The sequence below is a fragment of the Sphingobacterium cavernae genome (assembly GCF_008520265.1).
GTDB classification, from domain to species: domain Bacteria; phylum Bacteroidota; class Bacteroidia; order Sphingobacteriales; family Sphingobacteriaceae; genus Sphingobacterium; species Sphingobacterium cavernae.
Window position 1 is genome coordinate 12,473 of record NZ_VIQM01000056.1, and the last position, 16,112, is coordinate 28,584.

Annotated in this window: 15 protein-coding genes; 14 read left to right on the top strand and 1 reads right to left on the bottom strand. The window is 36.1% G+C overall.

Translation table 11 applies throughout. The features are described from left to right. Window positions 1-14: 14 nt before the first annotated feature. The 6 genes from FLS47_RS11515 to FLS47_RS11540 all read left to right on the top strand — a co-directional run bounded on the left by FLS47_RS11515 (window position 15) and on the right by FLS47_RS11540 (window position 4,441). Window positions 15-389, top strand: a complete 375-nt coding sequence (locus FLS47_RS11515) for a Rieske (2Fe-2S) protein (RefSeq protein ID WP_149914522.1) — start codon at window positions 15-17, stop codon at window positions 387-389. A gap of 1 nt (window position 390) precedes the next feature. Continuing rightward, on the top strand, window positions 391-966 hold the full coding sequence (locus FLS47_RS11520; RefSeq protein ID WP_149914523.1) for a TetR/AcrR family transcriptional regulator: 576 nt from the start codon (window positions 391-393) through the stop codon (window positions 964-966). Window positions 967-1,020: 54 nt separating this feature from the next. Further along, window positions 1,021-2,427 carry a 23S rRNA (uracil(1939)-C(5))-methyltransferase RlmD gene (rlmD, locus tag FLS47_RS11525; RefSeq protein ID WP_149914524.1) on the top strand — a complete coding sequence of 469 codons (1,407 nt, stop codon included), beginning with the start codon at window positions 1,021-1,023 and terminating at the stop codon, window positions 2,425-2,427. Between the two features lies 1 nt (window position 2,428). Continuing rightward, the gene (locus tag FLS47_RS11530; protein ID WP_149914525.1) at window positions 2,429-2,830 is read left to right on the top strand and encodes a hypothetical protein; all 402 of its coding nucleotides are present in this window, start codon (window positions 2,429-2,431) and stop codon (window positions 2,828-2,830) included. 96 nt (window positions 2,831-2,926) lie between these two features. Further along, complete coding sequence (locus FLS47_RS11535) at window positions 2,927-3,652, top strand: hypothetical protein (protein WP_149914526.1); 726 nt, start codon at window positions 2,927-2,929, stop codon at window positions 3,650-3,652. A 99-nt stretch (window positions 3,653-3,751) separates the two neighbouring features. After that, window positions 3,752-4,441, top strand: a complete 690-nt coding sequence (locus FLS47_RS11540) for an OmpA family protein (protein WP_149914527.1) — start codon at window positions 3,752-3,754, stop codon at window positions 4,439-4,441. A 60-nt stretch (window positions 4,442-4,501) separates the two neighbouring features. On the opposite strand, the gene FLS47_RS11545 is transcribed toward FLS47_RS11540, so the two are convergent. Beyond that, complete coding sequence (locus FLS47_RS11545; protein ID WP_149914528.1) at window positions 4,502-5,407, bottom strand: Ppx/GppA phosphatase family protein; 906 nt, start codon at window positions 5,405-5,407, stop codon at window positions 4,502-4,504. Window positions 5,408-5,547: 140 nt separating this feature from the next. On the opposite strand from FLS47_RS11545, the gene miaB reads away from it, so the two are divergent. From miaB to FLS47_RS11585, 8 genes are all read left to right on the top strand, one after another. Next, window positions 5,548-6,981, top strand: coding sequence for a tRNA (N6-isopentenyl adenosine(37)-C2)-methylthiotransferase MiaB (gene miaB / locus FLS47_RS11550; protein ID WP_149914529.1), 1,434 nt, complete (start codon window positions 5,548-5,550; stop codon window positions 6,979-6,981). A 19-nt stretch (window positions 6,982-7,000) separates the two neighbouring features. After that, a complete protein-coding gene (locus FLS47_RS11555) occupies window positions 7,001-8,272 on the top strand; it encodes a sigma 54-interacting transcriptional regulator (protein ID WP_149914530.1) in 1,272 nt (423 codons plus the stop codon). Between the two features lie 11 nt (window positions 8,273-8,283). Continuing rightward, window positions 8,284-8,808, top strand: coding sequence for an LptE family protein (locus tag FLS47_RS11560; RefSeq protein ID WP_149914531.1), 525 nt, complete (start codon window positions 8,284-8,286; stop codon window positions 8,806-8,808). An 11-nt stretch (window positions 8,809-8,819) separates the two neighbouring features. After that, window positions 8,820-10,115, top strand: a complete 1,296-nt coding sequence (locus tag FLS47_RS11565; RefSeq protein ID WP_149914532.1) for a hypothetical protein — start codon at window positions 8,820-8,822, stop codon at window positions 10,113-10,115. 18 nt (window positions 10,116-10,133) lie between these two features. Continuing rightward, a complete protein-coding gene (gene secG, locus FLS47_RS11570; protein ID WP_149914533.1) occupies window positions 10,134-10,496 on the top strand; it encodes a preprotein translocase subunit SecG in 363 nt (120 codons plus the stop codon). Window positions 10,497-10,714: 218 nt separating this feature from the next. Then, window positions 10,715-10,990, top strand: a complete 276-nt coding sequence (locus FLS47_RS11575) for a co-chaperone GroES (protein WP_149914534.1) — start codon at window positions 10,715-10,717, stop codon at window positions 10,988-10,990. 94 nt (window positions 10,991-11,084) lie between these two features. Then, on the top strand, window positions 11,085-12,722 hold the full coding sequence (gene groL / locus FLS47_RS11580) for a chaperonin GroEL (RefSeq protein WP_149914535.1): 1,638 nt from the start codon (window positions 11,085-11,087) through the stop codon (window positions 12,720-12,722). A 496-nt stretch (window positions 12,723-13,218) separates the two neighbouring features. Next, window positions 13,219-15,747 carry a cation-translocating P-type ATPase gene (locus FLS47_RS11585; RefSeq protein ID WP_149914536.1) on the top strand — a complete coding sequence of 843 codons (2,529 nt, stop codon included), beginning with the start codon at window positions 13,219-13,221 and terminating at the stop codon, window positions 15,745-15,747. The last annotated feature ends 365 nt before the right edge of the window (window positions 15,748-16,112 follow it).

The following is a 16,112-nucleotide window of genomic DNA, read 5'->3' on the forward strand; positions in this document are numbered from 1 at the left end:
ACAGTATTGCATGCTTGATTTTAATACTGCTTTTAAGTAGTTGCAAAGATGGAGGATGCAATGTTGTTTTAAATAGTGTAGTAAACGAGACATTATCGTTAGAAAAAAGCCTTGAATTAACAGCTCCCAGCTCCTGGACTTATGCAAATGGAGGCGGTTGCGGTTTGATTGTTTTCAATTCTGGCAATGGTGTTCTTGCCTATGACAGATGTAGCACCATGCTCGAATCCGCAAATAGCAAAGTAGAGGTAGAAGGTTTACAAATTATAGATCCGTCGACTGGAGCCAAATGGTTATTATTGGATGGTTCACCTATACACTTAGCCGAGTGTTCTTTAAGACGCTATCAAGTCCGTAAAAGCGGAAATTTATACGTGATAACAAATTGATATGAATCAAGAAGATGTAGTTTTAACGATAAAAAAAGCGGCTCGTGATTTGTTTCGCAAATATGGTTACAACAAGACTAGTGTTAATGAGTTGGCTAAGCAGGCACGTATCTCCAAAGCTACATTTTACAAAATATTTCCTTCCAAAGAGCTTATACTTCATGAAGTATTAATGGACTATATTCGGGAGAATGTTGAAGATATCCTAAATACGCCAACAAAGGATTTAGACTTATCTGTTTTTTTGGGTAAAACGATTCTCCGTGTAAGTCGTGTCACATATACGGTTTGCAACGAGTTTGTTGGCTGGGAATTTATTCGAGAATCTACCAATGCGCAAGAGTTCCTAAAAACGCTTTCTGACGATCTGGAATTTTTACTGTTAAGTTCTTTTATTAAAAATGAGCTCATAGGCTCGACTATTTCAGAAGAAAAGTTAACATTCTTAATAAAATCAAGTAAAAACATCGTTTTTTCATTTGCATTTACCGCAGTGACAGAAGCTGATGTACGCAAAAATTTCATTTCTTTCCAAAAAGAAATATTGCCTTATTTAGTTCAGGCAACAATCGCTTAGTAGAGCTATTCATCACATTCTAAATTGTGATTAAAAAGTGTATTTTTGTACCCTATGGGCAGAAGAATACCACAAGAAAAAAAACAACTTCAAAATATTGAGATTTTCGACATTGCTGAAGAGGGTAAAGGTGTAGGAAGACATGAGGAATTGGTGCTTTTTATCGAAAAAGCTATTCCTGGTGATGTCGTTGATGTAGAATTGCAACGTAAGAAAAAGAATTTTGCAGAAGGTCGTGTAACAAACATAAATCAAGCATCTCCTTATCGCATCGAGCCTTTCTGTCCGCATTTTGGTGTTTGTGGAGGTTGCAAGTGGCAACACATGAGTTATGATGCGCAGTTAAAATTTAAGCAACAGTCTGTTGATAATGCATTGACTCGTATTGGAAAAGTGGACACAGTTTCCATGGAAGAAATTTTAGGTTCTGCGGAAACGACATATTACCGCAACAAACTTGAGTATACTTTCTCCAATAAAAGATGGTTAACTAATCGTGACGAAGAGGTTCAACCAGAAGATCTAAATGCTTTGGGCTTCCATGTTCCTGGTCGTTTTGATAAAATTTTGGACATTGATCATTGCTTTTTGCAACAAGACCCTTCGAATAATATTCGTAATTCGGTTCGTGATTTTGCGATTGAGCAAGGCATGTCATTCTATGATTTGCGTCAGCACGAAGGCGCTTTACGCAATCTAATAATCCGTACTTCCTCTACAGGAGAAGTGATGGTAGTCGTGGTATTCGCTTATCCAGAAGAAGGTCAAGTAGAATTAATGATGAATTTTATTGCGGAGAAATTCCCAGAAATAGCTTCATTATTATACATCATTAATCAGAAGCGTAACGACACCATTTTTGATCAAGATATTCATACTTTCAAAGGTCGTGACTTTATCTATGAGGAAATGGAAGGTTTGAAATTTAAAGTTGGACCAAAATCTTTCTATCAAACAAACTCTGCTCAAGCGTATGAGTTATACAAAATCACACGTGATTTTGCGGAATTAAAAGGTGACGAGCTAGTCTATGACTTGTATACTGGGGCTGGTACTATTGCCAATTTCGTGGCACGTCAAGCCAAAGAAGTTGTCGGTGTTGAATATGTGCCTACGGCAATTGAAGATGCGAAAATCAATTCAAAGATCAATGGGATTAACAACACCAAGTTCTATGCTGGTGATATGAAGGATGTTTTGACTTCTGAATTTATTGCTGCACATGGCAAACCTGATGTAGTCATCACAGATCCACCACGAGCAGGAATGCACGCAGATGTAGTAAACCGGATTTTGGAAATGGAAGCACCAAAAGTAGTTTATGTGAGTTGTAATGCGGCTACACAAGCTCGTGATTTGGAAATGCTGGCTGCAAAATATGATGTAGTACGCATCAAGCCTGTGGACATGTTCCCACAAACGCAACACGTAGAAAATGTGGTTTTATTAAAATTGACATAATATGGATTTATCAGATTTATTATCCGGAACAAATTCAGGAGAAGAGGGACAGGAACCTAAGAAAAATAGTCCTTTACAAAGTCTGAAAATTGATTTGGATTTTTATAGCGAATCTATCAAAGAAATTTCAACAGAAATGGTGGCCGAAGGTTACAGCTTATTTCCAATATTTATAGCGACACAACACGAAGTTTCATTGGGCGAAATTATTCTCGATAGAAATGAATTAAATACAAATTGGTCTATCTACGCATCTTCACTGGAAGAATTTGTAGAGCGCGGTGTAATTAAGGATTATAAAAAATCAAGTTTTGAAAAAACATACAAAAAATCGGAAGATTTTATGTGTCTTTTCGTGGTAGTGCCCGAAGGTGCAAACTTTGTTTTTTACCCTTATAAATAAAATTTCACGGATTCTTTAATACTTTTTAACAAAACGTAGTCCAATATTTGTTTACTTTAGATGCAAATGATTATAAATTTTAAAAAAATAACTTTGATGATACCGCTGCTTATACTGTTTCAGCTAGTAAAAGCACAGGTTTCTGATTTGCCTAAAGTATCTGGGATTATCTTGGAAAAAAATGACGGGAAACGTCTTGTGGATGTAAATGTGACCAATTTGCGTACTAAACGCGCTGTTACGACTAATAATTTTGGGGTATTTTATATTGAAGCAGCTATCGGAGATAGTCTATCTTTTACCAAAGTTGGATATGGTCCTTTAAAGACCGTACTGTATACGATGGAAGATATTGTATTAGAGATGCAACCGGGATTAAGTATTGAAGAGGTTGTTGTAGCTCGTCGCACACGTCAGCAAGAAATGGAGGACATCTTGCGCGATTATTCTAAAAAAGGAATTTATAACGGAGGTAAAAATTCTGTTGGAACCTATTTAGGGAGTCCAGCCACAGCTTTGTATAATCTATTTGGGCGTGAAGCTAAAAACATGAAACGCTTTGAAAAGTTCATGGATAGAGAATTGGACGCAATTGCGATTGATCGAATTTTCAACAAAACGATTGTTTCATCCACTACAGGATTAGAAGGTCAAGATTTAGAACACTTCATGGAATTGTATAGACCTGGTCATGTGCAAGCGAAAAGCTGGGGTCAATATGATTTGTTAAATTATATTACAAAATCATTTAAGGAGTGGGATATTAAAGGTCGACCTGCTCCCGAAAAGTTGCCTAAACTAGATATTCCGCCGCAAAATTAGGTTTTAAGCTAGATTTTCAGTTATTCACAAATAATTGGCATTACCTTTGTTTATGTATGTTTAATAGTTAAAATATACAATAGAAAATAATATAAGATTATGAAAGTGAATAAAAAATTAGCAGTATATGGTCTATCGTTGGCTACATCTGCGATGTTGTTAGCAAGTTGTGAAACTATCCAAAATACAAATAGCACCACTAAAGGTGCGGTTATTGGTACAACAGCTGGCGCTGGTATAGGTGCATTGATTGGTAATAAGGCAGGTAATACAGCTGTAGGTGCTATTGCTGGTGCTGTAATCGGTGGTGCTGCTGGTACATTGATTGGTAAGAAAATGGATAAGCAAGCTAAAGAAATCGAAAATACAGTAGCTGGTGCTGAGGTTGAGCAAGTTGGTGAAGGTATTTTGGTGAAATTCGATTCAGGTATTTTATTTGATTTCAACAGTTCAGCTTTAAAAAGCAATGCTAAATCAAATGTTGCGAAGTTAGTAGAGACATTAAACAAAGAGCCAGACACTGAAATTTTAGTTTTAGGTCACACAGATAATGTAGGTTCTTTATCTGCAAACCAAAAAGTGTCGGAAGCAAGAGCAAAAGCAGTAAGAGATTACGCAGTATCTCGAGGTTTAGCTGGTTCACGCGTTAGAACTGAAGGTAAAAACTTCGCAGAGCCTATTGCATCAAACGATACAGATGCTGGACGTGCTGAAAACCGTCGTGTAGAGGTTGTTATCGTTGCAAGTAAGAAAATGCAAGAAGCAGCTAAGAAAGAAGCTGGTTTATAATATTGTTAGCATATGCTATAGATTCAAAAGCGTTGGAAATTCCAACGCTTTTTTTGGCTATTAATTTAGCATTTTGTGCAATACGCCGTACTTTAAATCATAAGTCGTCATGCGTAAATCTTGAATTTTTAATTCATTTAAAATATAATCTGTTAGCACACACGCCATCACAATCATGTCTACACGTAAAGGGACAAGATTGGGCATGTGAGTTCGCTCTTCGTGTGTAGAAAGCTTAAGTCTCTCGCTCAATTTCTTGTATTGATTTATGTTTAGTGTGGCGCTTTTTATGTTAGTACTTGAGATGGATGAATCAGACATCTCCAAAAAGGTTTCGAATGCGCCTGCTGAACCTACTATCGTTCGAGCCTTAAAACCTTTATTGAATTCAACTAATTCTCTTAAAGTTTCATCTAAATATTCGTGTAGTGTTTTTAGTTCAACCATTGAAATAGGATCATTTTTCCAAAATTTCTGCATCAATCGCGCAGCACCTATATCAAAACTTTTTTTCCAGTAGGCTTGCTTTTCATCACAAAATATAAATTCGGTGCTCCCGCCACCAATATCCATAATCAACGTCCTATCATTAATCGCATCGCTTAGTTTTACGGCTTCATAAATAAGAGCGGCTTCTTCCTGTCCAGAAATAATTTTTATTGCTATTCCCGTAGAAAGTTTTACTTGATCTATAAATTCTTGGCCATTCGTAGCACTACGAATGGCAGAGGTTGCCACCGCATGTATTTTTTCTACTTGAAACTCGTCCATAATAGTTTTGTACTCCGCCAAACTTACTATTCCACGTTCAAATGCAGCAGGGATGATATGGTTGTATTTTGTAATATTTTCACTTAGTCGAACAGGTTTATTCGTCTTGTAAATAATATCAATTTGGCTGGATTTGTACTCCGCTATTAGTAAATGAAAAGTATTCGAACCAAGGTCTATTGCAGCTATTCTCATGTAATTTTTTATTCTTGTACTAAGGTAATTTGTTTTGATTAATTGTACATTATTTTTACATAATAAGTGTTAAACCTTCTGACAAACTGTCACTCATTGTGAAATATTATTTATAACTTTGTAGTCTTTTATATTAAGCTATGTTAGATTTATTGCAGACTACTAAAACGCATGATGAGACTCGCCAAGGTGAGGCAGTGGAGCTCGCTCCTACGGGGAAAGCTGATGGTAGAAAATTATATATTGAGAGTTACGGATGTCAGATGAATTTCTCTGATAGTGAGATTGTAGCATCTATTTTAATTGATCAAGGATTTGAAACTACAAAAGATTACACAGAAGCTGATGTAGTGTTTATTAATACTTGTTCTATTCGTGAGAATGCAGAACAACGTGTTAGAAAACGTTTGAAAGAATTCGAAGCGGCCAAAGCTAAAAACCCAGGTCTGGTAGTGGGTGTATTGGGTTGTATGGCTGAACGTCTAAAATCTAAATTTTTAGAAGAAGAGAAATTAGTAGATGTCGTTGTAGGTCCTGATGCTTACCGCGATCTACCTAACTTGATTAATAAAGTAGAAGATGGTAATAAGGCAGTCAATGTATTATTATCACGAGAAGAGACTTACGCAGACATTAGCCCTGTTCGTTTGAATTCGAATGGCGTATCGGCATTTATTTCAATCATGCGTGGTTGTGATAATATGTGTTCATTCTGTGTAGTTCCATTTACACGTGGTCGTGAGCGAAGCCGTGATGCGGTTTCTATTGTGAAGGAAGCACAAGAGTTATTCAATGCAGGTTATAGGGAAGTAACTTTATTGGGTCAAAATGTTGACTCATACAAATACACACCAAAAGTAGAGGAAGGACAAGAGCCTCTACAGACTATTAATTTCGCGCGCTTATTGGAATTAGTTGCTCAGGTAAGTCCTGAATTGCGTATTCGGTTCTCTACTTCTCATCCTAAGGATATTACGGATGAAGTATTGTATACAATGGCGAAATATGAAAACATATGTAAGTACATTCATTTGCCTGTACAATCAGGTAATTCAAGAGTATTGGAGATAATGAATCGTACGTATGATAGAGAATGGTATATGGAGCGCGTGGATGCGATCCGTCGGATTATGCCAGATTGTGCTATTTCTACCGATGTGATCACTGGTTTCTGTACTGAGACAGAAGAAGAACATGCGGACACGTTGTCTATGATGGATTATGTGAAGTATGATTTTGCCTATATGTTTGCTTATTCCGAAAGACCAGGAACTTTAGCTGCAAAGCGCTTCGAAGACGATATTCCTGAAGAAGTGAAGAAAAGACGACTTACGGAGGTCGTAGATAAGCAACAAATTCATAGTTTAGAACGTATGACCCAACATGTTGGTAAAGTGCATAAAGTTCTAATTGAAGGTTTTTCTAAACGTTCCGATCTGGATTATTGTGGTCGTAATGATCAAAATGCGATGCTTGTATTCCCTGTTGATCCTCGTTACAAAGTGGGTGACTATGTAAATGTAATCGGCGAAAGCTGTACGTCTGCGACATTAAAAGGTAGAATTATTGACTAACTAATAGGGAGAGGTTACTTTGGATATTCAAAACATCAAAAATAGATTTGGTATTATTGGTAACTCGCCGTTGCTCAATCGTGCTATAGATATTGCCAGGCAAGTTGCTCCGACAGATATTTCTGTTTTGATTCAAGGAGAAAGTGGATCAGGAAAAGAAGTGTTTTCGCATATTATACATCAATTGAGTGCGCGTAAGCATGGACCTTTTATTGCGGTGAACTGTGGCGCTATTCCAGAAGGAACTATAGATTCGGAACTATTTGGTCATGAAAAGGGATCTTTCACAGGAGCCCATGAATCACGAAAAGGATATTTTGAAGTCGTAGACGGTGGTACTATTTTTTTGGATGAGGTAGGTGAAATGCCATTGAATACCCAGGCGCGATTGTTGCGGATTCTGGAATCTGGTGAATATATTCGTGTGGGTTCTTCTAAAGTTCAAAAGACTAATGTACGTGTTGTAGCAGCAACAAATGTGGATGTTTACAATGCGGTTCAAAAAGGAAAATTTAGAGAAGATTTATATTATCGATTAAATACAGTGCCATTGCGTATTCCATCACTTCGTGAACGTAAAGAAGATATTTTCTTATTGTTTCGAAAGTTTGTTGTGGATTTTGCAGATAAATACAGAACACCAAGTGTGCAATTGACTCCTGATGCACAGGAATTGTTAGCAAATTATTCATGGCCAGGTAACGTGCGACAATTGAAAAATGTAGCGGAACAAATTGCTATTTTAGAAAAGGAAAGAACATTGGATGCGGCAATTTTAAGTCGTTATATTCCAGTGGAGCCTTCTCAGTCTTCATTACCTGTTTTTGTTAAAGATCAATCGAAAGAAGATTTCTCTGAAAGAGATATACTGTATAAGGTACTATTTGACATGAAAAAGGATATGGTGGATTTGAAGAAATTAGTAGTAGAATTGATACAGAATGGAGTTAATCCATCATCTTTCGATGAAAACTCGCAATATATTAACCAGCTTTACAACGAAGTAAAACCTGTGCAAGCGCAATTATATTCTCCCGAAGAAATGGGGGGGGCGCCAACAATTATTCATAATCCTTCGTTAAATAATCAGTCTTCTACCTCCAATTATGTTTCATTGGATACTCAGGATGCGGAAGAAGTTGAAGAATCATTATCTTTAGTGGACAAAGAATCAGATCTTATAAAAAAGGCACTAAAAAAGCACAAAGGTAAGCGTAAAGCTGCAGCACAAGAATTGGGCATTTCTGAGCGAACTTTGTACAGAAAAATTAAAGACTTAAACTTAGAATAGAATTATCATTTATGTATCGTGTTCGATTGAAATTACAAGTAGCAATATGTGCGTTTTTGAGTCTATTGACAGTGAGTTGTAGTATATATAGTTTTACAGGAGGATCCATTCCTAAGGATATGAAAACTTATTCAGTGCTGTATTTCGAAAACTTGGCACCTATGGTTTATACGACATTGAGCCAGAATTTTACTGAAGGATTAAAAGAGCGGATTCGTACGCAGTCCACTTTGAGTCAAGTTAACGCAGATGGTGATGCGATTTTTGAAGGAACGATTACAGGATATACCATTACACCGGCTTCTGTAGGTGCTGGAAATAATGACCGTGCTCAAAACAGTAGATTAACTATAACTATTAAAGTGAAATACACCAACAAGTTAGATCAGACCGGGGAAAGTGATTTTGATGAAAGCTTCTCTCAGTTTAAAGAATTTCCGGGTTCAGATGTTACAGCTTATGAGGCAAGATTGAACGAAGAGATTATTAAGATGTTAACTGAGGATGTTTATAATCGCGCTTTTGCTAACTGGTAATAATGCATACAATGGCTACCTTGAATACTTCTTATCATTCACATTATAAACAAGCACTACAAGATCCTACACGTATAAGTGAAGAAGATTTGTTGGGCTTGTTACTAAAATATCCTTATTCTCAACCGTTGATCTTTGCTTATGAGCGTCGTAAAAAACTCATTAATCAAGAGTCTCCTAATAAGGAATTAGCTTTGCTTTATGCACAAAGTGAGATCTGGTTGCTTAACTATGTCAATAAGTCAATACAATCTTACGGTGATTTAAAAGAATTACAACCTATTCACCCAACTATCAATCAGATTCAAATAAACCAGAAAGAGCAATCCATACCAGTGGAAGAAGTGGGATCTGAGAAAATTGCTGATTCGGCTATTCAAGAAGAAGATGGAGTTTTAAGCGAAAGACAGGAAAATGATGCTTTTTTAGGTGATCCGGTTAACCAGCTGCAAGAAGTTTATGGTTCATTAAATGAAGAAACTGCTGATTTAAGTGATCTCGATAAACAGTTTCAGGAGCAAGGTTTAAAAGAAGAATTGAATCAAGATATTTTAGATGATAAAACATCCGTAGCTGATCCAGCTTTTCAAGAGCAGGGGAGTGAAGGCGATTTAGAATTAGATCGACTTGTTCAAGTGGGCGGAATTACTGGGAATTATTTCGTTTTTGATTCGTATGAAAATAAAGAAAGCGAAATTTCTGAAGAATTGACTGAATCAAAAATTGAATCGGAAGAGTTCGTTTCCTCAGCTCTAGAAAAACTTGAAGATAAAGACGACGTTAGTCTCTATAATGATGATTTGATGCCGTATAGTTTCCGTTGGTGGTTATATAAAACTCGCTTAGAACATGCTGATACTTATCAGCCTTACGTTACTTCGAATGTAGCATTAGCAGCACCTGCATCGACAATCAACGTCGCAAAAATAGAGGAAACTATTTTGGATCAACAAATCAAAGAAAATATTATACATTTTCAAGATCCCGAAGAGAAGTTGAGCGAAGAAGTTAAAAAAAGACCCTTCGTGCCTATAGTACCTAAAAAAGGGGCTGAAATTATTGAAAAATTTATTCAAAAGGATCCTATTATCAAGCCCCCTTCTCCCGAAAATATCAATAATGAGAATATGGCGAGACAGAGTGCAGAAGATAATTATTACTTAGTCACCGAGACATTGGCTAATATTTATATTGATCAAGGTTTGCATTTAAAGGCGATTGAGGTATTGAAGAAATTAATTTTGAAATATCCAGAAAAAAAATTGTATTTTGCGACCCGAATTGAAGAATTAGAAAAGAACTCATAATTAAAAGCATACAAAGAAATGACTACATTATTCATCGTCTTAATTATTATCGTTAGTATTTTACTTGCACTAATCGTGTTGATCCAAAACCCAAAAGGTGGAGGTTTGTCCTCAGGGTTTGCAGGTGGAAGTAATTTAATGGGCGTACAACGAACAGGCGATTTTTTAGAAAAAGGTACTTGGACATTAGTAATTTTATTAATTGTTTTCAGCTTAGCAATTAATATTTTGGGTCCATCGGGAAGTGTTGCATCAGGAAGTTTATCTGATCAAATTGAAGCACCTGCTACAGCTCCTAAACTGAATTTGAACACAGCACCGACACAACAACAACAACAACAATCAGCTCCTGCTACAGCAGCACCTGATTCAAGCAATTAATTGCTGTAAAAAGAGAATATAATAGCCTCACATTTTACATGGGAGGCTTTTTTGTTATAACCAGACACTGTCATCGTGACACGGTGTCAGTCGATAACACTGTCAATTTATAGTGATAAAATGAAAATATGACAAGGAAAATGGACAAAGCGTATTTGGCATAGTTGATGTTGTATCATGATCAAACAAATAATAATAATTAAAAACTATATAAGATTATGGCATTAAATATTAAACCTATCGGAGACAGAGTAGTAGTAGAAGCTGCTCCTGCGGAAGAGAAAACGGCATCTGGATTGTATATCCCAGATACAGCAAAAGAAAAACCATCTCAAGGTACTGTAGTAGCTGTAGGTTCAGGTAAACCTGAAGAACCATTGACTGTAGCAGTAGGTGATAAAGTGTTGTACGGTAAATATGCAGGTACAGAAATTACTTACGAAGGAAAAGAATATTTAATTATGCGTGAATCCGATATCTACGCAGTTCTTTAATCACAATTATTTTAATTAATTCTACTTCATTAAGGTTAGATTTTAAATTTTAATCATTTATAATCAAATTCTTAAAAAAAATAATAAAATAACAATGGCAAAACAAGTAAAATATAATGTAGAAGCTCGTGAATCACTTAAAAAAGGTGTTGACACGTTAGCTAATGCGGTAAAAGTAACTTTAGGTCCTAAAGGTCGTAACGTAATTATCGAAAAAAAATTTGGTTCTCCAGCTATAACTAAAGATGGTGTTACAGTAGCTAAAGAAATCGAATTGAAAGATGCGATCGAGAACATGGGTGCGCAAATGGTAAAAGAGGTAGCTTCTAAAACTGCTGATCAAGCGGGTGACGGTACTACTACTGCAACTGTATTGGCACAAGCTATCGTTGCTCCAGGTATTAAATCTGTAGCAGCTGGTGCTAACCCAATGGATTTAAAACGTGGTATTGACAAAGCAGTCGCTGCTGTAGTTGCGAATTTAAAAACGCAATCTCAAACTGTAGGGCAAGACAACAATAAAATCAAACAAGTAGCTTCAATCTCTGCAAATAATGACGAAGTAATCGGTTCATTAATTGCTGAGGCTATGGAAAAAGTAGGTAATGATGGGGTTATCACTGTAGAAGAAGCAAAAGGTACTGAGACAGAAGTCAAAACTGTTGAAGGTATGCAATTTGACCGTGGTTACTTATCTCCATACTTCGTTACCAACTCAGACAAAATGGAAGCGGAATTAGAAAACCCTTATATTTTGATCTACGATAAGAAAATCAGTAACATGAAAGAATTGTTGCCGATTTTAGAAAAACAAGTTCAAACAGGTAAACCATTATTGATAATCGCAGAAGATCTTGACGGAGAAGCTTTAGCTACTTTGGTAGTTAATAAAATCCGTGGTTCATTGAAAGTTGCTGCTGTTAAAGCACCAGGCTTTGGTGACCGTCGTAAAGCAATGTTAGAAGATATTGCAATCTTAACTGGTGGTACTGTTATCTCGGAAGAAAGAGGTTACAAATTAGAAAACGCAACTTTAGAAGATTTAGGTCAAGCTGAAAAAGTTGTTGTTGATAAAGATAATACAACAGTAATCAACGGTTCTGGTAATGCTGAAGATATTAAAGCTCGCGTTGCGCAAATCCGTTCACAAATCGAGACAACTACTTCTGATTACGATCGTGAAAAATTACAAGAGCGCTTAGCGAAGTTGTCAGGTGGTGTAGCTGTTCTTTACGTTGGTGCAACTACTGAAGTAGAGATGAAAGAGAAAAAAGACCGTGTTGATGATGCTTTACATGCTACTCGTGCTGCAGTAGAAGAAGGTATTGTTGCTGGTGGTGGTGTTGCATTCATTCGTGCTACTGAGGCATTGAAAGACTTACGTGGTGAAAATGAAGATGAGAACATTGGTATCGACATCATCAAACGCGCTATCGAAGAGCCTTTACGTCAAATCTGTTTTAATGCAGGTATCGAAGGTGCTGTTATCGTTCAAAAAGTGAAAGAAGGTTCTGCTGATTTCGGTTACAATGCACGCACAGACGTATTTGAAAACTTAATTGGTGCTGGTGTAATCGACCCTACTAAAGTTTCTCGTGTAGCATTAGAAAATGCAGCTTCTGTAGCGTCTATGTTATTGACTACAGAGTGTGTATTGGCTGATGAACCAGAAGAGAATACTGGTAGCGCAGGTGCTCCTCCAATGGGCGGCGGCATGGGCGGTATGATGTAATAATCACTCATATTATCTATAAAAAGGGCTTCAATTTTATTTGAAGCCCTTTTTTTCATCTCAATCCTAAACAAGGTGAATTCTATTTACGCAGTAAGGAATAATATTTTATGCTACTTAAGCCATATTCACCTTAAATAATTAAATCAGTCTTTTAGCTATGCTATATAAGGCTTCTTAACTAACTATATTTATAACTTCATAAGCCGCCCCTAAGTCGGATGTACAAGGAAAGACCTTTAGGTGTATAATGGCAAGTTATATGCAGAAGAGAATTCTCGCTTTAAATACGCTTTATACATTTTTTAAAATTACTTTTTTCTGGCGTAAAGCGGATTAGGATTTAATTCACTTTTCAGAAATTTATATTTAACTTTAGTGAAACTAAAGTTAATTTAATTATTTTTCCAAATGTTATTTTTAGCCTTTTGGCGCAACATCATAAAGAATTATTTTTAACCAATAGTTTGATGTTAGTTTTTACCTAAACGATATTATGGCTTATAACATTCCATCCAATTTAACAGGTCTTTCTAAGATAGAACTTGATGATTCTAGAGATAAATTCGGATATAACCAACCTGCCAATGTAAAGAAGGGAACATGGTATACGTTGCTTTTCGATATCTTAAAAGAACCAATGTTACTTTTGCTTTTTGCAGTCTCTTTAATATACTTGATAGTAGGGGATTTCGAAGAAGCGCTTTTTATGTTAAGTGCAATTGTAGCAGTCTCTGGAATATCTTTTTATCAGGATAATAGAAGTAAGAAAGCCTTGCAAGCTCTTGAGAAACTCAACGAACCATTAAGTACAGTTATCCGGAATGGAGAAATTCAAGAAATACCAACACCTGAAATTGCTGTGGGCGATTTATACATCATAGAGGAAGGAAAAATGATTAACGCGGACGGTGTAATAGTATACAGCAATGACTTCTCTGTAAATGAAGCATCTCTAACAGGAGAGAGTTACTCTGTATCTAAAAGTTTACAAAGCGAAGAAAGAGAAGTTTATAGTGGTACTTTAGTTGTGTCTGGTATGGCAGTTATTCAAGTTGAACATATTGGAAGTAAAACAAATATTGGGAAAATAGGACAAGCTATTCAAAATATTAAAGAAGAATCTTCACCCTTGCACATTCAGATTACCAAATTCGTAAAATGGATGGCCACTGTTGGTGTTATCGTATTTTTTATAATATGGGGATATAGTTATTGGCGTTCAGGTGATTTAATAGAAAGCCTATTAGCTGGTTTAACCCTTGCAATGTCGATTTTACCAGAAGAAATACCGGTAGCTTTTTCCACCTTCATGGCATTAGGAGCGTGGAAGCTAATGAAAGAAGGTATCGTAATAAAAAGGAGCAGTGTTGTTGAAACCTTAGGAAGTACTACAGTAATATCTACCGATAAGACAGGAACCATTACTGAAAATTCTATGAAGCTTCCGTTGCTTTACGATTATAGAACTAACCAGGTTTTTAAGGCCTCAGAATTTAATTCCCCCGAAATTTCCGATTTGATTAATTACGCCATGTGGAGCAGTGAGCCAATTCCTTTTGATCCCATGGAAATTACGATCCACCAAGTGTATGAGAAATACACAAACGCCGATATACGAAAGGATTTTAATATGATTCATGAATATCCTTTGGAGGGGAGGCCCCCTATGATGACGCATATTTTTGAGGACAAATTTGGGAATCGTATCCTCGCGGCCAAAGGTGCCCCGGAGGCTCTCCTAGAAGCAGCAAGTCTTTCAGAGCAGCAAAAGGAGGTGTTACGAGAAAAAATAAAAAGTTTTGGAGAACAAGGTTATCGCATCTTAGGAGTTGGGAGGGCGGATTTTAAAGGGAATGTGTTCCTTTCCAATCAACAGGATTATGAATTTGAGTTTTTAGGCTTTACAATATTCTATGATCCTCCTAAAAAAGGGATTCAAGATGTATTCAGAAAGATATATGAGGCTGGAATCAAAGTCAAAGTAATAACTGGGGATAACGCCGAGACGACAAATGCTATTGCCGCGCAAGCTGGAATTAAGAATGAAACGCCTGCCGTAAATGGTGTAGATATCGTTAAGCTAAGTCAAGAGGAACTTATCACGTTGTCTCGAAAGACAACATTATTTACACGGATGTTTCCGCAAGCGAAATTGCAAACAGTCAATGCGATGAAGGAAGATGGTGAAATTGTTGCCATGTTAGGTGATGGTGTAAATGATGCTCCAGCATTAAAAGCTGCACATATAGGTGTCGCAATGGGTAATAAAGGGACAGAAATTGCCAAATCTGCTGCCTTAATGGTTATTACAAATGATGATTTAGGTAAGTTAATTACTGCGATAGCTGCCGGAAGAAGAATTTATGCTAACATTAAAAAAGCTATTCAGTATATCATATCTATTCATATCCCAATAATACTGACTGTATCTTTACCTCTTCTTTTGGGGTGGATTTATCCTCATATTCTGACTCCTGTACATGTTATATTTTTAGAACTTATTATGGGACCAACGTGCTCTATTGTATATGAAAATGAACCGATGGAAAAGGGGACGATGTCACAAAAGCCACGTAGAATGACAGATACTTTCTTGAATTTGAAAGAATTAAGCATGAGTATAATACAAGGGCTCCTTATAACACTAGGCATTTTGTTTGTTTATCAATATGCTGTACAAAACGATCATAATGAGCAGTCTACAAGATCTATGGTTTTTGCAACAATGATTTTCGCTAATGTGTTTTTGAGTTTAGTTAATCGCTCTTTCATCTATAGTCTATTTGAGAGCCTAAAAACCAAGAACAAACTCTTTCCTTTAGTAATTGGCATTACACTGATTTTATTATTTTCAATATTATACATTCCATCGTTTGCTTATTTCTTTAAAGTGAGAAGTTTAAGTTTGCATGAAGTAGGCTTTACTATTTTAATTGCAGCAATATCAGTATTATGGATCGAAGTATTTAAATTCATAAAGTTTCGATTAAAAAGAAATAGAAAGTCTCAAAATGAACTTTAAACTTAAGTATGAGTAAGGGCTTTCAGTAAAAATCAAAATATGCTTGTTTCAAAAGAAAATGATTCAGGTTCTAAGCAAGAATAAAATGCCAAGCAGTCAATTAAGTGAGGTGTCCCTATAATGTGCTTGTAATAAAAGTGCTGAAATTAGAATTATTTAAGTAAACAAAAATCTAAACTAGCAGAATGATATCTCTATTTTTAAAAAGGAGATTGCTAAAATAAAAAAATTATTTAATTAGTTAGCCCTTAAAAAGGGTCTATTTAACTGAATTTCAAATAGTTAATTTCGTATTCTCTTGTTTTTATTTGCCAGATTCCGTATATTTAGTGTAGAAACCTTGCAAATTCAACCCTATGCTAGCG